A 20,112-nucleotide genomic window follows, 5' to 3' on the forward strand; every position below is an offset into this window, starting at 1 on the left:
TTACTCCTCAGGCGAGACCGAGCGCCGTGATGGCGAGGTCGATGGCCTTGATGCCGATAAAGGGAACGATGATGCCGCCGAAGCCATAGATGACCAGATTGCGCGATAGCAGCGCACCTGCACCGATCGGGCGATATTTGACGCCCTTCAGCGAGAGCGGGATCAGCGCGATGATGATAAGCGCGTTGAATATGATGGCCGAGAGGATGGCGCTCTGCGGCGTCGAAAGTCCCATGACATTCAGGACGCCAAGCTGCGGATAGAGCGCCAGGAACATTGCGGGAATGATGGCAAAATATTTGGCGATGTCGTTGGCAATCGAGAAGGTGGTCAGTGCACCGCGCGTCATCAGCAACTGCTTGCCGATTTCGACGATCTCGATGAGCTTGGTCGGATCGCTGTCGAGATCGACCATGTTGCCCGCCTCGCGGGCGGCCACGGTACCGGTGTTCATGGCAACGCCGACATCGGCCTGCGCCAGCGCGGGTGCATCATTGGTGCCGTCACCGCACATGGCGACGAGCTTGCCCTTCGCCTGCTCCTCGCGGATAAGCTCCAGCTTGTTTTCCGGTGTCGCCTGGGCGAGGAAATCATCGACACCCGCTTCCGCAGCAATTGCGGCGGCGGTCATCGGATTGTCGCCAGTGATCATGACAGTGCGGATGCCCATGCGGCGAAGCTCCGCAAAACGCTCGCGAATGCCGCCCTTGACGATATCCTTCAGCTGCACGACGCCGAGAAGCTTGCCATCCCGAACAACGGCGAGCGGCGTGCCCCCGGTCTTGGCAATTTCTTCGGCAATTGTCCTTATGCCGCGCATGGCATCCGTTTCGGTTTTGACGGCAAGCGCCACATTGCCCTGTTGTGAAGCGCCGCCGTCAACATAGGAAAGAACGGCGTCGACCGCCCCCTTGCGAATGGAGGAGCCTTCGAAATCGACACCGCTCATGCGGGTCTGGGCGGTGAAGGGGACGAAATTGGCATGCAGCTTCTGCATGTCACGGGCACGGATGCCATATTTCTCCTTCGCCAGAACCACAATGGAGCGACCTTCAGGTGTTTCGTCAGCAAGGGACGCAAGCTGGGCCGCATCGGCCAGTTCCTGCTCGGAAACGCCGGCGACGGGGCGGAACTCGGTCGCCTGCCGGTTCCCGAGCGTGATCGTGCCGGTCTTATCGAGCAACAGCGTGTCCACGTCGCCAGCAGCCTCGACGGCGCGGCCGGACATGGCAAGCACGTTGAAACGCACCAGCCTGTCCATGCCGGCGATGCCGATGGCCGACAGAAGCGCGCCGATGGTGGTGGGGATAAGCGTGACGAACAGCGCCACCAGCACGATTATCGGGATCGAACCGCCGGCATAGGCCGCGAAACTCGGTATGGTCGCGGTGGCCAGAACGAAAATCAGTGTCATGCCTGCGAGAAGAATGTTGAGCGCAATCTCGTTCGGCGTTTTCTGGCGTTCAGCACCTTCGACCAGAGAAATCATCCGGTCGAGGAAGGTGGAGCCGGCAGCAGCGGTGATGCGGACCCTTATCCAGTCCGACAGCACCTGCGTGCCGCCGGTCACGGCAGAGCGGTCGCCACCGGATTCGCGGATGACCGGGGCGGATTCGCCTGTTATCGCCGCCTCGTTTACCGAAGCAACACCTTCAATAACCTCACCATCGGAAGGGATGATATCGCCTGCCTCTACAAGAACGACATCGTTCACCTTCAGGCTGGTGCCCGCCACCATACTGTATTGGCTACGGTCATCGCCGGTGAGCAGTTTCGCCTGGGTTTCTGTGCGGGTCCGGCGCAGCGAATCCGCCTGCGCCTTGCCGCGCCCTTCGGCGACGGCTTCGGCGAAATTGGCGAACAGCACGGTGAACCAAAGCCAGAGATTGATCTGGAAGGAGAACCCCAGATTGGCGCCGCCCGTGATGAGATCGCGGATGAACAGCACCGTGGTCAGCACTGACACCGTCGCAACAACGAACATGACCGGATTGCGCGCAAGCGTGCGCGGGTTGAGCTTTTTGAATGCGGCGGCGATGGCCGGCACGAGAATGCGAGAATCGAGGATGCTCACTTGTTTGGACTGGCTCATGAAGAGGCTCCAGCGTTTGAACAGGGCGACCGATGAGGGTCGATCAGCCCGTGATAAATTCGAGAGCGACAACGGCGGCGAACAGAGCCGCCATCATCGCGAGAATGAGATTGGAGGCGCACCAGCCGCCGGGCGTGGCGCTGCCTCTGACGGGAGCGCCGTTGCGGGCGGGAACGATGCGGCGACGTGCGGATTTGCCTTCGTTCATGACATCACCTCAAAAAAGCTGACCTGCCGCCATGACAAGATGTTCGGCAACCGGGCCGAGCGCCAGCGCAGGCAGGAAGGTAAGGCCGCCGACGATCAGGATCGTGCCGACCAGCAGGCCAACGAAAAGCGGGCCATCCGTCGGGAAGGTGCCTGCAGAGGCCGGAACGGTCTTCTTGGTGACCAGCGAACCCGCAATGGCGAGTGCGGGAATGATGACCAGAAAGCGGCCCATCAACATGCCGAGACCAAGCGTGATGTTGTACCAGGTCGTGTTCCCGGTCAGGCCGCCGAAGGCCGAGCCGTTATTGGCGGCCGCCGAGGTGTAGGCATAGAGGATTTCGGAAAAGCCGTGCGGGCCCGCGGTCCCAATCGATGCCACAGCCGAGGGCAGGATGGTGGCAGTGGCGGTGAAGACCAGCATGGCGAGCGGCAGGCAGAGAATGGCCAGAACCGCCATCTTCATTTCCTTCGCCTCGATCTTCTTGCCGAGATATTCCGGCGTGCGCCCGACCATCAGCCCTGCCACGAAGATGGCGATGACGATGAAGAGCAGAATGCCGTAAAAGCCCGCACCGACCCCGCCGACGATCACCTCGCCCAGCTGCATGTTGATGAGCGGGATGAGACCACCCAAGGCCGTGAAGCTGCCGTGCATGGCATTGACCGCGCCGCAGGACGCAGCCGTGGTGATGACCGCGAAGAGCGACGAGAGCGCCAATCCGAAACGGACTTCCTTGCCTTCCATATTACCGCCTGCAAGACCGAAGCTGTGCATCAGCGGGTTTCCGGCTGCTTCCGCCCAGTAGGTGACGGCAACGCCGGCGATGAACAGCACGCCCATGGCCGCAAGGATAGCCCAGCCCTGGCGCTGGTTGCCGACCATGCGACCGAAGACATTGGTGAAAGCTGCGCCGATGGCGAAGATCGATACCATCTGGATCATGTTGGAAATGGCATCGGGGTTTTCGAAGGGATGCGCCGAATTGGCGTTGAAGAAGCCGCCGCCATTGGTGCCCAGCATCTTGATCGCGAGCTGCGATGCGACGGGGCCGACGGCAATCGTCTGCTGCGCGCCTTCCAGCGTCTGCGCGTTCACATAGGCGCCGAGCGTCTGCGGCACGCCGAGCCAGACGTAGACGAGCGTCAGCACGATGCAGAGGGGTAATAGCACGTAGAGCGTGGAGCGGACCATATCCACCCAAAAGTTGCCGATCGCCTTGCCGGAAGCGCGCGAGAATGCGCGGATCAGGCCGATGGCGATTGCCATGCCGGTTGCGGCGGAAACGAAGTTCTGCACGGTGAGACCGGCCATCTGGGTCAGATAGGAAAGCGTGCTTTCGCCGCCATAATTCTGCCAGTTGGTGTTGGTGACGAAGCTGACGGCCGTATTGAAGGACAATTCTGGTCCGACGGCCGCCATTCCCTGCGGATTATAGGGTAGCAAGGCCTGAAAGCGCATCAGGGCATAGAGCAGGGCGAAACCGAGAAGATTGAAGAGAAGCATGGAGACCGCATAGGTCGTCCAGTGCTGCTCCTCACGCTCACTTGTCCCGGCAAGGGCGTAAAGTCCGCGCTCGACCGGCACAAGAACCGGCGACAGCAGCGTGCGCTCGCCATTGAAGACACGCGCCATATAGAAGCCAAGCGGCTTCACCAGCGCAAAAATGATCCCGCAGAAAAGCAGGATCTGGAACCATCCATTGAGGGTCATGGTATCAAACTTTCAACAGCCGCCGCTTCCCGATCAGAAACGTTCGGGGCGAATGAGAGCATAGGTGAGATAGGCAGCGATAAAGACCGTGACGGCGCCGCTCAGGATATAATCAAACGTCATCGCAGCCTCCGTCTAAAGCCGGTCACAGGCGCGCGTGTAGGCAAAGCAGAGGGCGAAGAACACCGTGGCTGCGCCGATCAGAACAATATCCATCATTGATGGGACTCCTTTTTAATCGAGGAGCCGGACAGGAAGAAAAGCGCCGTCATGTGGGACGTCGCTTTTCATTCTTTCTGGCTGGGAAGAAACACCATCCCTTCCCGCACAGAAGAATGCACCCGAACCGCATAAAGGTTCGAGACGGCCACAGGGGCAATAAAATAGGAATCCTATAGGAATTTCGATGCCCGCTGACCGGACATCGCTTCCGCCAATCAAGTCAGCTGTTGTCACCGAAAGCGGAAACGATGGTTTCCGCCGGACTTTTGTCCGCCAGCAGCGCGGCCAGCAAAATGCGCGCCTGGCCCGGACGAAGTGTGGCTGAATGCACGGCGCCCGCTGCGACGAGATCATGTCCACCGCCGCCGCCGCCGTAACTCGCCACGAGCCGCCCTTCCGGCACGCGGCTGGAGACGACGACCGGAACGCCGCGTTCGGCGCAGCGCTTCACGGCTTCGGCGATACGCGGATTGGCATTCCCGGAACCAAGTCCAGCAAGAACGATGCCTTTCGCGCCCGCCTGAAGGCTTGCATCGATATGGGTGGCATCACAGCCAGGATGAATGGCAACGATATCGACGCGTTGATCGGCCACCGGGGCGGCAAGCAACGGTGTTCGGGCGGCAGCCAGTGGCCGGGTCGAGCGGAATGCGTCTGCCTCGTCCGCGCTCAGCTTGTAGAGCCCCCAGGCCGAGAGACAGCGACCGCCGAAGGAGAGAAGCACACCCTTAGCAGCATTCGCCTGATCGAGCGCTGTTTCTATGGCTCGAGCCAGATTTGCCGGTCCGTCTGCGTCCTTATGGTCTGCCGTAAACTGTGCGCCGGTGAAGACCACCGGCTTCGTGATGGCGTGCTGCAAATGGACGAGTAGCGAGGATTCCTCCATTGCATCGGTTCCGTGCAGAACCACGATACCCGCCACTTCGGGATCGTCGAGTTCGATACGAACGGCATCGCTGATGCTCTGCATGTCGGCAAGCGTCAGGCTGGACGAATCCTTCGCCATGAGGTCCACCGGCTTCAGCCGGGCGCCGATTTCCGGTACCAGCGCAAGCAGATCTTCACCGGAAAGGCTGGGCGTGCTGGCACCATCGGCACCGCGCCGACTGGCGATGGTGCCGCCGGTGGCGATGACCGCCACCAGAGGTATCGCGCCCTGCCCGCTCAATGCGATGCTCCCGCGCGTTCAGCCGCAAGGCGATAGATGCGGTCACGCAGCAGATACCAGCCGATGACGAGCGCCGGGATGATAATCAGCAGCGAAGCGATGGTCCAGGAGCCGACGGGATAGTCGAAGGCCATCAGCACCAGCACGCCGAACAGAAAGACGAGCGTGAGGATGCCGGTATAGGGCGCGCCGAACATGCGGAAATCCGGACGCACCAGTTCACCGCGCTGCGAAAGCTGCCAGAGTTTGAGCTGGCAGAGCACGATGACGGCCCAGGCGCAGATGATGCCAAGCGCTGACAGGTTGAGCGCGATTTCGAACGCGGCTGCGGGGACAACGGCGTTGAGTGCGACGCCGAACACGGTAACGACGGCAGTAACCGCGATGCCACCATAAGGCACGCCATTCTTGTTCATCTTCGCCAGCGCTGCCGGGGCCGAGCCGGAGACAGCCATGGAGTGAAGGATGCGGCCGGTGGAATAGAGCCCGGCATTGAGCGAGGACAGGACGGCGGTCAGAACAACAAGGTTCATAATGACATCGGCACCCTGCACGCCGATGGAGCCGAAGAAGGTAACGAAAGGGCTCTCACCGGCCTTGTAGGCCGTGTAGGGCAGGAGCAGCGTGAACAACAGCACCGAGCCGACGTAAAACACGACGAGACGCAGGACGACGGCGCGGATGGCGCGCGGCATGACTTTGCGCGGGTCCTCGGTTTCGCCTGCTGCCGTACCGATCAACTCGATCGAGGCATAGGCGAATACCACGCCCTGGATGATGACGAAGGCTGGAAGAATGCCATTCGGGAAGAAGCCGCCATTGTCAGTAATGAGGCTGAAGCCGGTAACGTGGCCTTCGATGGGCGTACCGAAAACGACGAAATAAACGCCGACGACGAGGAAGATCGCGAGCGCCAGCACCTTGATCAGGCTGAACCAGAACTCCAGTTCCCCGAACACCTTCACCGACAGCATGTTCATCGCCAGTACGACCACCAGCGCCGTCATCGCGAATACCCACTGATCGATGCCCGCAAGCCACGGTACGTATTGCTTGAAGAAATTCATATAAAGCGCAACGGCGGTGACATCGGCCACCGAGGTCATCGCCCAGTTGAGCCAATACATCCAGCCGGCCGCAAAGGCCATCTTCTCACCGTAGAACTCGCGGGCATAGGACACGAAAGAACCGGAGCTGGGGCGATGCATGATCAACTCGCCGAGCGCACGCAGCACGAGAAACGCGAAGAAGCCGCAGAGTGCATAAACGAAAACCAGAGCCGGACCGGCCTGTGCGAGACGCCCGCCGGCACCCAGAAAGAGACCCGTGCCGATGGCGCCGCCGATGGCAATCATCTGAATCTGGCGCGGCTTAAGGGCTTTATGGTAACCGAGATCCTCTTCGGCGAAGACCTCACGTTCGGCGGGTGCTGTTTTTCCAGAATGCATGGATTTATCCTCCCGATAAAACGCTTGTAGTCGGCAATTAGCCGGAAATCAAAGTGGAACTGGCGTCGTCCCCAAGGCTGGAAATATGGCCAGCGAATGCGCTCATGCTGTAAAGCTGCATGACAGATTTTTGCCGTCATAAGTCGAGACAATGGCTTTCGTCAAGAGCTGTTCGCCAATATTGACCTTCCTCCCCCGCAGGCATATGGTCATTAAATCTGTAAGACAGCCTTACAGATTTTGCAACGCTTCAAGCCAGTGGAGGAAGAAGTGAGCGTGACGCGCAGTGAGCATGATTTGCTCGGGTCGAAGGAAATTCCGGCGAATGTTTATTGGGGCGTGCACACCGCGCGCGCGGTGGAAAACTTCAAGATCACCGGGGTGACCATTGGCCATAACCCTTACCTGTTAAGGGGTTTGGCCTATGTGAAAGAGGCGGCCGCACGTGCAAATCACGAACTTGGCCTGCTCGACAGGGATCGGATGGAGGCGATTGCGGAAGCCTGCCGCGAAATCCGCGCCGGCGCTCTTCATGAGCAATTCGTTGTGGATGAAATCCAGGGCGGAGCCGGCACATCCACCAACATGAACGCCAATGAGGTCATCGCCAACCGCGCGCTGGAACTGCTTGGGCACGAAAAGGGCGAGTATGCCCGGCTTCACCCGAACGATCACGTCAATCTCAGCCAGTCGACCAACGATGCTTATCCAACCGCGGTGAACGTTGGCCTGATCGAGGCGATTGACGACCTGGCAGCCTCGATGGGCGTTCTGAAGGACGCCTTCGACCGCAAGTCGCAGGAATTCGCCGGGTTCATCAAGATCGGGCGCACTCAGTTGCAGGATGCGGTACCGATGACGCTCGGCCAGGAGTTCCGCACGTTCGTGGTGATGCTGGGCGAAGACCAGGCGCGTCTGATCGAATCCGCCGCTCTGCTGCATGAGATCAATCTGGGCGCCACCGCCATCGGCACCGGGCTCAACGCACCGCGCGGTTATGCCGAGCTTGCCTGCCGGCATTTGGCGGAACTGACCGGCCGGCCGCTGGTGACGGCCGCAGACCTTATCGAAGCCACACAGGACCCCGGCGCCTTCGTGCACCTATCCGGCGTGCTGAAACGCGTTGCCGTAAAGCTGTCGAAGACTTGCAACGACCTTCGCCTGCTCTCGTCAGGCCCGCGCGCCGGGATTGGCGAAATTACCCTTCCCTCCGTTCAGGCGGGCTCCAGCATCATGCCGGGCAAGATCAATCCGGTCATTCCCGAAGTGGTCAACCAGGTGGCCTATGCGGTGATCGGCAACGACATCACCATCACCATGGCCGCCGAAGCCGGGCAGCTGCAGTTGAACGCCTTCGAGCCGATCATCGTGCGTGCGCTCTCCCAGAGCATCAGCCAGCTAAGCGCCGCCTGCCGCACACTGGCAGAGCGATGCGTGGACGGCATCGTCGCCAATCCGGCCATCATGGCGCAGCGCGTGGAAGAATCAATCGGTCTCGCCACGGCGCTTAACCCGCTGATCGGTTATTATGCGGCGACGGAAGTCGCCAAGGAAGCGCTTACCAGCGGCCGTACCGTGCCGCAGGTGGTTCTTGAACGTGGTTACATGACAGAGGCCGAACTGCAGCAAGCGCTTAGTCCACGGCACCTTGCCAATCTGCCAGCGGTCACGGCTGGCGAAGCCGATCTTCGCCAATGATCGTCGTCACTACCTGCTTCACCTGCCCGAGGTGAAGCTCCATCGCCTCACGCGCCTCAGGCGCTGAACCGCGCCGGATCGCCTCGACGATCCGGCGATGCTCGAAATTGGAAGCGACGCGGCGACCGGCCATAAGGTTAACCATCTCTGATTGCTGGGCGACGGCCTCGCGGGCGTCCGCCACCACCTTGGCAAAGAGGCGGTTGGCGGAGGCCTCCGCGATGGCGCAATGAAACTGGCCGTCCAGCAATACCCAGGGATGCGGCCTTTCCTCGGTTTCCATGCGATTACAGAGATCGAGCAAAACCTGCAGTTGGGCGTCCGTGCGACGCAAGGCGGCCCACCCTGCAGCCGGCACTTCGATGAAGGGGCGGGCCTCGATCAGGTCGCGTGCGGAATAGGCACCGTAATTCAGTTCCGATGGCGGCGTCGGGGTCATCACATACGTGCCGCTGCCTGTGCGCGTCTGTGTCAGGCCGAGCGTCTGGAGAGACCGCAGGGCCTCGCGAATAATCGGCCGGCTGACGCCGTAACGCGTTGCGAGATGTGCTTCCGAAGGGAGCCGGGTACCGACCGCAAGCTGGCCTGTCGTGATGGCGGAACGGATATCATCGAACACCGCTTCCGCGGCATTCTTGCGATTGATCGGCTGTCCATCCGCAAGCCAATCCGACAAACCGCCCATCTTTAAATCCTCCGCACTCTCAATATGTCCGCGATATCGACGCAACCGCCCAAATACAAAAGGACGGCTGCCGCTCTCGCGGCTAAGCCGACCTTCCTAACATCATCCTGCACGCGGGAACAACGACGGTGGATATTTTTATTGGAGCGAGGAGGCAGTGCAGCCACCACCTCGCCCGGCATCCGATATCACGCCTGGATTTCTGCGCCCTCCGGCTTCTCATCCTCGCGCGGAATACGAAACCAGGCAACGTAGAGCGCCGGCAGAAAAAGCAGGGTAAGCGCCGTGCCGACCACAATGCCACCCATCATCGCATAGGCCATCGGCCCCCAGAAGATTTCCCGGGATATGGGGATGAGGGCAAGCGTTGCCGCCGCCGCCGTCAGCATGATCGGCCGCATGCGGTGTTCGGTCGCCTCAATGACGGCACGCCAGGCCGAGACACCTTCGCTTCGCAGATGCTCGATCTGCACGACGAGGATGACCGAGTTCCGGATAAGGATGCCGATCAGCGCCAGCACGCCGAGAATGGCAACGAAGCCCATTGGCGCATTGGAGAAGAGCAGTGCCACCACCACGCCGATCAGGGCCGTGGGTGCCACGGCGAAGACCAGGAACAACCGGCTGAAGCTTTGCAGCTGAACCATCAGGATCGTCGCCATTGCAAACAACATCAGCGGCACCACGGCGACGATCGGCGCTTGCGAATCCGCGCTGGATTCCACCGAACCGCCCGTCTCCACCTTGTAACCCACAGGAAGCGTTTTCTCGAAAGCCTCTATTTTCGGCTTCAGCTGCGTCACGATCGTTGCGGGCTGCGTCGGGCCGATGATGGCAGCCTTGACGGTGACCGTCGGTATCCGGTCGCGACGCCAGATGGTCGGTTGCTCCAGCTCGTAGCGGAAATTGGCAATGGCCGAAAGCGGCACGGCCTTGCCGTTGGTCGCCGGCAATTGCAGATTCTGCAAGGTTTCGATGGACCCGCGCTCCGACAACTGCGCCCGCGCCACCACGTTCACGAGGTAGATGTCGTCCCTGACCTGTGTGACCGTAGATCCCTCGACAATGCTGTTCATGGCGTTGGCGATATCTTCCGAGGAGACGCCGAGCTGGCGTGCCTTGTCCTGCAGCACATCCACCTTCACTACACGTGTCGGTTCGTTCCAGTCCATGACCATGTTGGACAACAGCTGGTGTTCGCCGACAATGCCCGACAATTGCTGCCCAAGCTCACGGACCTTCTGGATATCCGGGCCGCTGAGGCGATATTGCACCGGCTTACCGACCGGCGGGCCGATATCGAGCAGTTTCACGAAGGCGTCAGTGCCGACGAATGTACGGTCCAGATATTCCTGCAATTCGGCGCGCACCTTGTCCCGCACGTCCAGCCCCTTGGTGACGATGACGGTCTGGCCGAAAGTGACATCAGGAGTCTGCACGTCGAAAGAGAGGATGAAGCGCGGCGCGCCTTCACCGACATAGGTCGTCCAGTGGTCAATATCCGGATTCTTGGCGAGCATTTCCTGCTCGAACTGCGCCATCTGCCGGTTGGTTTCGGCAATCGAGCTGTTCTGCGGCAGGTTCCAGTCAACGATGAGCTCCACACGGTCCGAGGACGGGAAGAACTGCTGCTGCACGAGGCTCATGCCACCCACGGACAGGCCGAACAGGGTTATGGTGAGGATGATCGTCACCCAGCGCCAGCGCAGCGCCCGGCCGAGAAGCCAGGAAAAGGCCGAGGCGAACCGGCCCTTCTTCTCGTGGTGAGATTTCATTGTCTTCGGCAGAATCGTCACGCCGAGCAGGGGCGTGAACAAAACCGCGACGATCCATGACACGATCAGCGAAACCGCAATCACCACGAAGAGTGTGAACGTAAACTCACCCGCTGCGCTGTTGTTGAGGCCGACAGGAATAAAGCCGGCAACGGTGACCAGCGTACCGGTCAGCATCGGGAAGGCGGTGGAGGTGTAGACATAGGTCGCCGCTTTTCTGAGATCGTCTCCGACCTCAAGCCGCGCGACCATCATTTCGACGGCGATCATCGCATCATCCACGAGAAGCCCGAGCGCAATGATGAGAGCACCGAGCGAAATGCGTTGCAGCGAAATGCCTGTGTATTCCATGTAGACGAAGGTTATCGCCAGCACGAGCGGAATGGAAACCGCCACCACCATGCCGGCCCTGAGGCCAAGGCTGATGAAGCTGATGACAAGGACGATGGCGATGGCTTCGAACAGCGCCGAGGTGAAGCCCGACACCGCCTCATCGACGACGGCAGGCTGATCGGACACCCGGTGCACATCGACCCCAACTGGCAGATCCGCCACCACGCGTTTCATCTGCGCATCCAGCGCCTCGCCGAAATGCAGCAGGTTCGCGCCGGTTTTCATGCCGATTGCAAGGCCGATGGCCGGCTGGCCGTTGAAACGGAACAGCGAGGACGGCGGATCGACATAACCGCGCCGGATCGTCGCTACTTCCGTCAACGGGAAAAAGCGGTTGTTGACGCGCAGGTTGATCGCCCGCAGACTGTCTTCAGACGTGAACTGGCCGCTGACGCGAAGCGCCACGCGCTCAGGTCCTGCATTGACGAAGCCGGACTGGGTGACGGCATTCTGCGATTGCAATGTCTTGATGATGGACTGCTGATCAATGCCGAGCGCCGCGATCTGTCGCGTGGAAAATTCCAGATAGATCGTCTCGTCCTGTGCGCCGATGACATCGACCTTGCCGATATTGTCGACGGTCAAGACCTTGGCGCGGGCATCTTCCACCAGGTCACGCAATTGCCGCTGGCTGAGACCGTCGCTGGTGAAGGCGTAGATATTGCCATAAACGTCGCCGAAACGGTCATTGAAGAAGGGGCCGACCACGCCGGATGGAAACTCGCCCTTGATGTCGCCGATCATGTTGCGCACCCGCACCCAGGTCGGTTCGACATTGCGCGCCTTGGTTTCCGGCACCAGCTCCACAAAGATCGTCGTGCGGCCCGCCACCGTCTGGCTGCGCAGATGATCGAGATTATCGAGTTCCTCGAGCTTCTTCTCGATCCTGTCGGTCACCTGCCGCGCCACTTCCTCCGCCGAGGCGCCGGGCCACTGGGCACTGATCACCATGGTCTTGATGGTGAAGTTCGGGTCTTCCTCGCGACCGAGGTTGAGATAGGAAAAAACGCCGGCGAGAACGAAAACCAGCATGAAATACCAGACAAGCGAACGGTGTTCGAGCGCCCAGTCTGAAAGATTGAATTTCTTCACTGACGGACCTCCTGATCGATCCTGATGGCCTGTCCATCCTTAAGCTTGTGAACGCCGGCGCTGGCAACGCGCTCGCCGGGTTTGACGCCACCGGTGATGCGCACGCTGCCGCCTTCGGCAGGTTCACCCTCTATCGTGACCGGGCGCGCCGTGACGGTCGCCGTGTCGGCATTAACGATCCAGACGGACCAGCCGCCCTCCGTTTTCAGCAGGGCCGATGCCGGCAGCATGATCCGCGGTTCGGAAGCAGCAAGCACGGAAGCCGTGACGACGGAACCGAGGCGGAATGCCGCCGGCGCATCCTGCAGACTGATCTTGGTCCGTCGTGTGCGCGTTGCCGTTTCGGCTGCCGGGGCGATTTCCCGCACCACGCCGGTGGTTCGGATTTTTGGATCGAGCTGCAGGGCGATCTCGAAGGTCGAGCCGATATCCAGACGCTGCGCCGCAAATTGCGGAACATCCACCACTACATCGCGCACTTCCGGGCGGGCGATGGTGACGACCGTCTGGCCGGCGGAAACAACCTGGCCGATTTCACCCGATGTGGCCGTGACAACACCGTCGAATTCCGCATGGAGCTGCGCGTAACCCAGCTGTTCTTCCGCCTTGTCCAGGTTTGCACGGGCCTTGGCGACGGAGGCGTTGGCGGTGCGCGTCGCCTGTTGGGCTTCCTCCAGCGCCGCCTCGGTGCCGCTACGCGCCTCCGCCAGCACACGCTGGCGCTGTTCGGTGGTCACGGCATTGGCGAGCTGCGCTTCGGCATTGGAAAGATCCGACTGCGCGCTCTTCACCGACAGTTCAAGCGCGAGCGGATCGATCGAGGCCACCACATCGCCCTTCTTGACCAGATCGGCGACATCGACGTTCCGCGCTATGATCCGCCCGAGGACGCGAAAACCGAGATCCGTCTGAATGCGTGATTCCACCGTTCCGGTGAGCTGCAGCGCATCCGCCGACTTTTCCTCGACCACCACCGAGAGCACCGGTCGCGGCGCCTCGGCGACGGCCTCCTGCTTTTCCTGACAGGACGAGAGCGCCATCGTGGACAGCAGCAAAAACAAGCTTCTGTTTATCCTGAACATTATTGTGCCTGCCCCTTTTGATAGGCGACCTTTTCACCGGTCCGGAGGAATTTTGTCCCGCCCGTGACCACGAGATCGCCGGGGTTCAGCCCCGCCGAGACGACGAATTGACTGGTCTCATAATCCGCAACCTCGATCGGCCGCATGGAGACTTCGGAGGATTGCGGATCCACCACCCAGACGGCGGGTCGGCCTTTTTGCGACGTCATTGCCGACCATGGAAGCTCGATGGCATCCACCTGCCTGAAGCGGAAATGGCCGGATACCGGCGCACCAAGCGGCATGGTCAGATCGCCGTTAAGACCGACCTTCACCCTTATCGTACCATTGTCCGGATCGATCGTCGGAGAGATTTCCCGCACTGGGGCCGCCACGGCGTGGGCGGGATCCGAAAGGAGGCTGACATTGACGAGATTGTCGATGTCGCGCTCCAGGAAGAGAGATTCGTAGACATCAAACACGGCGTCGCGCGGCCCGTCATGCGCCAGCGTGAACACGAGCTGGGCAGCCTGCGCCACCTGGCCTACTTCGACATTTCGCGCCGTGATCACGCCATCCGCATCGGCCCTGAGTTCCGTATACGACAGCGCGTCGCGCGCCGTATCGAGCTGCGCCTGGGCCGATCTGACCGCGCCCTGCGTGGTAAGCAGCGTCTCCTGGGCCTTGTCGACGGCCGAGCGCGAGGTGACCTGCGTCCGGAAAAGACTTTGCTGGCGATCGAATGCCAATTGTGCCTGCGTCTGTTGTGCTTCGGCCGATTGCAGATTGGCAAGGGCAACATCGATGTCGGCCTTCTGCTCCTCCGGATCGATGCGGGCGAGCAGTTGCCCTGTCGTCACCCGCGCGCCCACATCCACCAGCCTTTCGGTGATTTTGCCGCTGACGCGAAACGACAGGTCCGTCTGAACCCTCGCCCTCACTTCGCCGGTGATGATGCTGCCACGGTCGATCGGCTGCTTCTCCGCCTTGACCACATCGACAGTTCGCAGCGGCTTTTCGGCCGGCGGCTCTTCATTGCTGCAGGATGACAGGGCAAAAACGCCGCCCACCGCCCATGCGATAAGAATGGTTCTCATGCTGACCTCTTGATCTTCGCCCTCTTCCATAATATTTGACTGACTGTATAGTCAATGAAATTCTTATGCCGTCGCTCTGGGAGCTGTTCGGGGTATCGCTCCCCTAGAGAAGGATCATTGCAGACTGCCTGACGCATTCGCTGGCAATCAAAGGCATATGTTGACATACCGAGCATCAAACCACCTGCGGAAATCGGTTCCGGTTTTTGCACTGGTGCGATAGGCAGACCACCTGTTATTTCCGCCGATCACGACGGGTATAAGGGCACGCGCCGACAATATGTAAGGATCCGGGGTAATGGCGAAAACGAAACTCTCACGTGCAGAACAGAAGATACAACGTCCGCTGCAAATTCTCGACGCCGCATTTGAGGAATTCACCAAAAGGGGATTTACGGCAACGCGGGTCGAAGACATTGCCGACCGGGTGGGAGTGACGAAAGGCACGGTCTATGTCTATTTCGAAACCAAGGAAGCCCTTTTTGCCGCGATGATCGAGCACGTCGGCAGACCGTTCCAAGAGGCATTCGAGGCCTACGAACGCACCTCCGACGATCCCGTCGAGGAGCTTCGCCTGCTTCTCGAATTCCTGTTCGAAACACTGGTGGATGACCGGCGTATGCGGGAACTCTTTCGTTTCGTCGTGGCCGAGGGAGCCAAGTTTCCGGATCTGATAGACCACCACCATGATATTCTGATGGCGCCGGTGCTCGCCCGCATCAATGCTATCCTGGACAAAGGTGTCGCGAAAAAGAGATTCAGGGCCAACGCGCCCGAACTTGCGCATGTCGTCATGTCACCAATGGTCGGAACATTGGTTTTCAGGCTGATTTTCGACGACCGGCGCAGTCTGGACAAGGAGGCCGTCATCAAGGTTCACCTCGACGTGCTCATGAACGGCCTGCTCCCCTGAGCAGCCAAAACATCCTGCCCGCCGCGGAACCCCACCTGGCTGACCTACGATACCGGACCTGGATCGCTCTCCCCCGCCACGAGCACCATCGGCCATATGCAATGGCGGGCCTGGGCGGGATAAAATGGCGCATAGGCCGGCATTGTCGACAAAAGAGTCTGCGCCACCGTAACGCCGAGATCATGCAGCGACATGCGGAAGCTTGTCAGGCGCGGTTCGAGAAACTGTCCGCGCGGGCCGTCACGAAATCCGATGACGGCGAGATCCCGCCCCGGTTCGAGCCCCGCTTCCGCAAGACGACGATAAAGACCGACGGCCATCAACTCATAGATCAGCACAATCGCCGTCGGCCGAGGCCGCATCTGCAGCCATTCGCTGGCGGCGTGATAACCGCCCTGCTCGCTCGATTTCGCCCGGATGACCAAAGAGGAATCATAAGTGATGCCATTATTGTCCAGCGCACGCCTGTACCCATCAAGGAACACATGCCCGAGATTGATATCGCTGTCGGGCGCGGCTACCGCGATCGAACGATGCCCGGAGGCCACGAGGCGATCGATCGCGCTTTTCGCGACGCCCTCGAAATCGAGATCCACCCAGGCATGATCCGTGCTGGAGGCGGTCCGCCCGAGCGCCACGAATGGAAGCCGATTCTGCTTGAGAAAATCGACACGCCTGTCGATTCGCCGGGTGGCGGAAATGATCATCGCATCGACCATGCGGCGCGCCACCATACGCTTGAGATATTCGTCGGGGTCCTCTTCTCCCGGGCAAGGCAGAACGATGAGATCGAGGTTGTGACCGGAAAACACGCTTTGCAGGCCATCCGTCAAGCCGAGAAAGAAGTTGTCGGCGTTCTCCACCGTCTGCGCGTCGCTGCCCGTCATCAGGCCAATGACATTGGTCGTTCCCTGACGCAGGCTGCGGCCTGACTGGTTGGCGACGTAACCCAGTTTTTCCGCAGCCTCGAGAACGCGGCGCCGTGTCTCTTCGTTCACGTCGGGCTTGCCGTTCAGCGCACGGGAAACAGTGCCGATCGATATCTCGAGGTAATCGGCAAGCTGGCGAATTCCTTTCATGCGCTCCCCTCCAAATCCCGGCCCGCAATCTGCGCGCCACTTGATGGTCTTGACATATCTAACATCATCGGCATAGTCTCGTAAACGTTTACGACGCTCTGCGCAAAGAGGAGTTTGCGAAAGAGTCCGGGGAGATGAGATGACTTTTAATGCCGTTTTATGCGGGTGCGGAGCCATGGCCAAAGGCTGGCTGCGCGCCATCCAGTCCTCGCCGGAAATCGCCGGCGAAATCAGGATCGCAGGTCTGGTGGACCTGAACGAGGGCACAGCCCGCGCGCTTGCCGAGGAATTCGCCCTCACCGGCGCGGTCATCGGCACCGATCTTCGCGCGGTTCTCACCGAAACGAAAGCCGACATTCTTTTTGACATCGTCATCCCCCAGGCGCGTTTTGCCGTAGTCGAAGCCGGTCTCGCGGCTGGATGCCATGTGCTGAGCGAAAAGCCGCTTGCAGCCTCGATGGAGGAAGCCGCGACGCTGGTGGAACTGGCGAAAAAAGCCGGCAAAATTCACGCCGTGGTGCAAAACCGTCGGTTCGTGTCCGGCATCAGACGTCTACGCCGCGCATTGGAGGAAGGCGTCATCGGTGATCTGACCGCCATCCATTGCGATTTCTTCCTGGGGCCGCATTTCGGGGGGTTTCGCGAGGAGATGAAAAACGTCCTGCTTCTCGATATGGCAATTCACACCTTCGACGCGGCCCGTTTCGTCGCCAATCAAAAGCCGCTCTCCGTCTTCTGTGTGGAGAAGAACCCGGCGGGCTCATGGTATGCGCATGGGGCCAGCGCCAACGCGATTTTCGAGTTCTCCAACGATGTCGTCTTCACCTATCGCGGCTCGTGGTGCGCTGAAGGCGAGCGGACAAGTTGGGAAGCACGCTGGCGGCTGATCGGCTCCAAAGGCATGATTCTCTGGGATGGCGAAGACGGTTTTTCCGCCTCGGTGGCTGGCAACGAACAGGGTCTTCTGCGTGGCTTCAAGACCGTAAACGTTTCCGATGTCGTGTCAGACAAGGACACGCGCGGCCATGCCAGCGTCATTCTATCATTTCTCGAATCCATGCGTACCGGCGAGATGCCGGAAACAGCCTCCTTCGACAATATCAACAGCCTCGCAATGGTGATGGGCGCGATCGAAAGCGCGCGCCTTGGCCAGCGCGTTTCCATTGCAGCATAAGGACCGACAGACGTGAGCAATCCGGCAACATCCATCCGCATCGGCACTATGGTCAGCGCCACCAAGGGTCAGGCGGCCGAACGTATCGGGCAGATCGCCGATCTAGGCTTTGAAAGCTTCGAGCCCTTCTTCTGGCAGACGACCAACGGTCAGGACCTTGCCGAACTCGGCAAGCGCTGCCTTGAAGCAATTGGCGACCGCGATATCACCATCAGTACGCTCGGCATGTTCGGCAATCCGCTGGAAGAAACCGATATCGACCTTCAGACATTGCAGGGCTGGAAGGATTGCATCGACAACGCCCATCATTTCGGTGCGAATTGCGTGGCAGGTTTCACCGGCCGCCTGCGCGGCAGGCCGCTGCCGGAGAGCCTGCACAGATATAAGGAAATCTGGAGCGAGCTTGCCAGGCGTGCCGCCGACAAGGGCATAAAGATCGCTTTTGAAAACTGCGCCATGGACGGCAACTGGCAGACGGGCGACTGGAACATTGCCCATAATCCCGATGCCTGGGAACTGATCTTCAACGAAACGCCGGACGAGAATATCGGCATCGAGTGGGAACCCTGCCACCAGATGGTTTATCTGATCGATCCGCTACCGCAGATCCGCAAATGGGCGAAGAAAATTTTCCACGTGCATGGCAAGGACGCGACCATCCGATGGGACGTCATCCGCGAGCACGGCATTTTCGGCAAGGAGAAGTTCGTCTTCATGCGCACGCCGGGTTTCGGCGACAGCAACTGGACCGACATTATTTCCGAGCTGCGCCTCGCCGGCTGGTCCGGCTCGATCGATATCGAAGGCTGGCATGACCCGGTCTATCGCGATGCGCTGGAAATGACCGGACAGGTGCATGGCCTGAACTATCTGAAAAAATGCCGAGGCGGCGATTTCGTCGTCGATCCGACATAACGGAAACCTTTTGGGAGAAGGTTCCCGAGATTGCAGAGACGATAACCAAGAGGAGGAGATTATGGGTATCGCAAAATGCATGATGGCCGGCGTGTTTCTGTTGGCGGGCGTGTCCGCCGGCGCGATTGCGGCACAGGCAGAGGACGTGACTTTGACCTTGTGGTCGCTGGACCGGGATATCCAGCCTGCTCCAAATCTCATCAAGGAGTTCAACGCGCTCAATAACGGCATCAAGATCGAATACCGGCAACTGCAGTTCGATGACGTGGTGAGCGAATCCATGCGCGCCTATTCGACCGGCAATGCGCCCGACATCATCGCCATCGACAACCCCAACCACGCCATGTTCGCCGCACGCGGAGCCTTCCTCGATGTGACCGACATGATAGCCAAGTCCGATGTCATCAAGACGGAGAATTATTTCCCCGGCCCGCTGAAATCGGTGATGTGGGATGGAAAATATTTCGGCGTCCCGAAGGCGACCAACACGATCGCTCTTTATTACAACAAGGATCTGTTCAAGGCCGCCGGGCTGGATGCGGCAAAGCCGCCGCAAACCTGGGATGAGCTGGTTGACGCGGCACGCAAACTGACCAACCCTTCCAAGAACGTCTATGGCATCAGCTTCAGCGCCAAGGCGAATGAGGAGGGCACATTCCAGTTCCTGCCCTGGGCGCAGATGGCTGGCGCCACCTACAAGAACATCAACACCGAGGGAGCCGTGAAAGCGCTCGAGACGTGGAAGCTGATGCTGGACGAAAAACTGGCTTCGCCCGATACGCTGACACGCAGCCAGTGGGATTCTACCGCGACCTTCAACGCCGGCAACGCCGCCATGGTCATTTCGGGCCCATGGGAAATCGACCGCATGCTGAAGGACGCGAAGTTCGACTGGGGCGTCACGCTGCTGCCGGTTCCGGCGCCCGATGCGCCGCGCTCATCGGCCATGGGGGACTATAACTGGGCGATCTTCTCGAAGACCAAACATCCTGAAGAGGCCTTCAAGGCGATCGAGTTCTTTGTCTCGCAGGACAAGGACATGTTCAAGAATTTTGGCCAATTGCCGGCGCGTTCGGACATTCCCGTACCGCCCACCGGCAATGCGCTGAAGGATGAAGCGCTCAAGACCTTCGTCGAGCAGCTCAAATATGCACAGCCGCGTGGCCCCTCGCCCGAATGGCCGAAAATCTCGAAGGCCATTCAGGATGCCATTCAGGCCGCGCTGACGGGACAGATGTCTCCGAAGGACGCACTCGACCAGGCTGCACAGAAAATCAAGCTCGTCGATGGCTGATCAGGGAGGCGGCCGGCATGTCCGGCCCCATCCGCAGGGTTCCTCCCGGTGGGGTCGCTTGCCGTGATAAGCGGCGGCGGCCCCG

At 60.1% G+C, this 20,112-nt stretch carries 16 protein-coding genes; 5 read left to right on the forward strand and 11 right to left on the reverse strand.

Features of this window, described 5'->3' with window-relative positions; genetic code table 11:
- Positions 1-7: 7 nt before the first annotated feature.
- From kdpB to ACZ47E_RS22885, 6 genes are all read right to left on the reverse strand, one after another.
- Entirely contained in the window at positions 8-2,092 is a 2,085-nt protein-coding gene (gene kdpB, locus ACZ47E_RS22860; protein WP_004445850.1) for a potassium-transporting ATPase subunit KdpB, read from the reverse strand.
- 43 nt (positions 2,093-2,135) lie between these two features.
- Positions 2,136-2,300 carry a hypothetical protein gene (locus ACZ47E_RS22865; RefSeq protein WP_022563079.1) on the reverse strand — a complete coding sequence of 55 codons (165 nt, stop codon included), beginning with the start codon at positions 2,298-2,300 and terminating at the stop codon, positions 2,136-2,138.
- A gap of 9 nt (positions 2,301-2,309) precedes the next feature.
- Entirely contained in the window at positions 2,310-4,013 is a 1,704-nt protein-coding gene (kdpA, locus tag ACZ47E_RS22870; protein WP_022563080.1) for a potassium-transporting ATPase subunit KdpA, read from the reverse strand.
- Positions 4,014-4,046: 33 nt separating this feature from the next.
- A complete protein-coding gene (gene kdpF / locus ACZ47E_RS22875; RefSeq protein ID WP_003506089.1) occupies positions 4,047-4,136 on the reverse strand; it encodes a K(+)-transporting ATPase subunit F in 90 nt (29 codons plus the stop codon).
- 319 nt (positions 4,137-4,455) lie between these two features.
- Positions 4,456-5,403, reverse strand: a complete 948-nt coding sequence (locus tag ACZ47E_RS22880; RefSeq protein WP_022563081.1) for an asparaginase — start codon at positions 5,401-5,403, stop codon at positions 4,456-4,458.
- Positions 5,400-6,851, reverse strand: coding sequence for an amino acid permease (locus ACZ47E_RS22885; RefSeq protein ID WP_022563082.1), 1,452 nt, complete (start codon positions 6,849-6,851; stop codon positions 5,400-5,402). The genes ACZ47E_RS22880 and ACZ47E_RS22885 overlap by 4 nt, the downstream gene beginning before the upstream one ends.
- 270 nt (positions 6,852-7,121) lie before the next feature.
- On the opposite strand from ACZ47E_RS22885, the gene ACZ47E_RS22890 reads away from it, so the two are divergent.
- Positions 7,122-8,549: an aspartate ammonia-lyase gene (locus ACZ47E_RS22890; RefSeq protein WP_022563083.1), complete on the forward strand. Its 1,428-nt coding sequence runs from the start codon at positions 7,122-7,124 to the stop codon at positions 8,547-8,549.
- Here the strand turns inward: ACZ47E_RS22890 and ACZ47E_RS22895 are convergent.
- The 4 genes from ACZ47E_RS22895 to ACZ47E_RS22910 all read right to left on the reverse strand — a co-directional run bounded on the left by ACZ47E_RS22895 (position 8,518) and on the right by ACZ47E_RS22910 (position 14,652).
- On the reverse strand, positions 8,518-9,234 hold the full coding sequence (locus ACZ47E_RS22895; protein WP_022563084.1) for a FadR/GntR family transcriptional regulator: 717 nt from the start codon (positions 9,232-9,234) through the stop codon (positions 8,518-8,520). The two genes, ACZ47E_RS22890 and ACZ47E_RS22895, sit on opposite strands and share 32 nt — an antisense overlap.
- Positions 9,235-9,422: 188 nt before the next feature.
- On the reverse strand, positions 9,423-12,494 hold the full coding sequence (locus ACZ47E_RS22900) for an efflux RND transporter permease subunit (protein ID WP_022563085.1): 3,072 nt from the start codon (positions 12,492-12,494) through the stop codon (positions 9,423-9,425).
- A complete protein-coding gene (locus ACZ47E_RS22905; protein ID WP_022563086.1) occupies positions 12,491-13,576 on the reverse strand; it encodes an efflux RND transporter periplasmic adaptor subunit in 1,086 nt (361 codons plus the stop codon). The genes ACZ47E_RS22900 and ACZ47E_RS22905 overlap by 4 nt, the downstream gene beginning before the upstream one ends.
- On the reverse strand, positions 13,576-14,652 hold the full coding sequence (locus tag ACZ47E_RS22910; RefSeq protein ID WP_048902964.1) for an efflux RND transporter periplasmic adaptor subunit: 1,077 nt from the start codon (positions 14,650-14,652) through the stop codon (positions 13,576-13,578). The genes ACZ47E_RS22905 and ACZ47E_RS22910 overlap by 1 nt, the downstream gene beginning before the upstream one ends.
- A 298-nt stretch (positions 14,653-14,950) precedes the next feature.
- On the opposite strand from ACZ47E_RS22910, the gene ACZ47E_RS22915 reads away from it, so the two are divergent.
- Complete coding sequence (locus ACZ47E_RS22915; protein WP_006697211.1) at positions 14,951-15,565, forward strand: TetR/AcrR family transcriptional regulator; 615 nt, start codon at positions 14,951-14,953, stop codon at positions 15,563-15,565.
- A gap of 44 nt (positions 15,566-15,609) precedes the next feature.
- Here the strand turns inward: ACZ47E_RS22915 and ACZ47E_RS22920 are convergent, their stop codons facing one another.
- Positions 15,610-16,644 carry a LacI family DNA-binding transcriptional regulator gene (locus tag ACZ47E_RS22920; RefSeq protein WP_022563088.1) on the reverse strand — a complete coding sequence of 345 codons (1,035 nt, stop codon included), beginning with the start codon at positions 16,642-16,644 and terminating at the stop codon, positions 15,610-15,612.
- Positions 16,645-16,783: 139 nt separating this feature from the next.
- Here ACZ47E_RS22920 and ACZ47E_RS22925 point away from each other — a divergent pair, with 139 nt between their 5' ends.
- The 3 genes from ACZ47E_RS22925 to ACZ47E_RS22935 all read left to right on the forward strand — a co-directional run bounded on the left by ACZ47E_RS22925 (position 16,784) and on the right by ACZ47E_RS22935 (position 20,027).
- The gene (locus ACZ47E_RS22925; RefSeq protein ID WP_022563089.1) at positions 16,784-17,818 is read left to right on the forward strand and encodes a Gfo/Idh/MocA family protein; all 1,035 of its coding nucleotides are present in this window, start codon (positions 16,784-16,786) and stop codon (positions 17,816-17,818) included.
- A gap of 12 nt (positions 17,819-17,830) precedes the next feature.
- Positions 17,831-18,733 (forward strand): sugar phosphate isomerase/epimerase family protein, encoded by a 903-nt coding sequence (locus ACZ47E_RS22930; RefSeq protein WP_022563090.1) that lies wholly within the window; start codon positions 17,831-17,833, stop codon positions 18,731-18,733.
- 61 nt (positions 18,734-18,794) lie between these two features.
- Positions 18,795-20,027, forward strand: a complete 1,233-nt coding sequence (locus ACZ47E_RS22935; protein WP_022563091.1) for an ABC transporter substrate-binding protein — start codon at positions 18,795-18,797, stop codon at positions 20,025-20,027.
- The last annotated feature ends 85 nt before the right edge of the window (positions 20,028-20,112 follow it).

It is taken from the genome of Agrobacterium sp. 5Ca39 (assembly GCF_055382365.1).

Coding starts and splice junctions, on each gene's coding strand:
- kdpB (WP_004445850.1), bottom strand. CDS start 2,092: ATGAGCCAGTCCAAACAAGTGAGCATCCTCGATTCTCGCATTCTCGTG.
- ACZ47E_RS22865 (WP_022563079.1), bottom strand. CDS start 2,300: ATGAACGAAGGCAAATCCGCACGTCGCCGCATCGTTCCCGCCCGCAAC.
- kdpA (WP_022563080.1), bottom strand. CDS start 4,013: ATGACCCTCAATGGATGGTTCCAGATCCTGCTTTTCTGCGGGATCATT.
- kdpF (WP_003506089.1), bottom strand. CDS start 4,136: ATGACGTTTGATTATATCCTGAGCGGCGCCGTCACGGTCTTTATCGCT.
- ACZ47E_RS22885 (WP_022563082.1), bottom strand. CDS start 6,851: ATGCATTCTGGAAAAACAGCACCCGCCGAACGTGAGGTCTTCGCCGAA.
- ACZ47E_RS22895 (WP_022563084.1), bottom strand. CDS start 9,234: ATGGGCGGTTTGTCGGATTGGCTTGCGGATGGACAGCCGATCAATCGC.
- ACZ47E_RS22905 (WP_022563086.1), bottom strand. CDS start 13,576: ATGTTCAGGATAAACAGAAGCTTGTTTTTGCTGCTGTCCACGATGGCG.
- ACZ47E_RS22910 (WP_048902964.1), bottom strand. CDS start 14,652: ATGAGAACCATTCTTATCGCATGGGCGGTGGGCGGCGTTTTTGCCCTG.
- ACZ47E_RS22915 (WP_006697211.1), top strand. CDS start 14,951: ATGGCGAAAACGAAACTCTCACGTGCAGAACAGAAGATACAACGTCCG.
- ACZ47E_RS22920 (WP_022563088.1), bottom strand. CDS start 16,644: ATGAAAGGAATTCGCCAGCTTGCCGATTACCTCGAGATATCGATCGGC.
- ACZ47E_RS22925 (WP_022563089.1), top strand. CDS start 16,784: ATGACTTTTAATGCCGTTTTATGCGGGTGCGGAGCCATGGCCAAAGGC.
- ACZ47E_RS22935 (WP_022563091.1), top strand. CDS start 18,795: ATGGGTATCGCAAAATGCATGATGGCCGGCGTGTTTCTGTTGGCGGGC.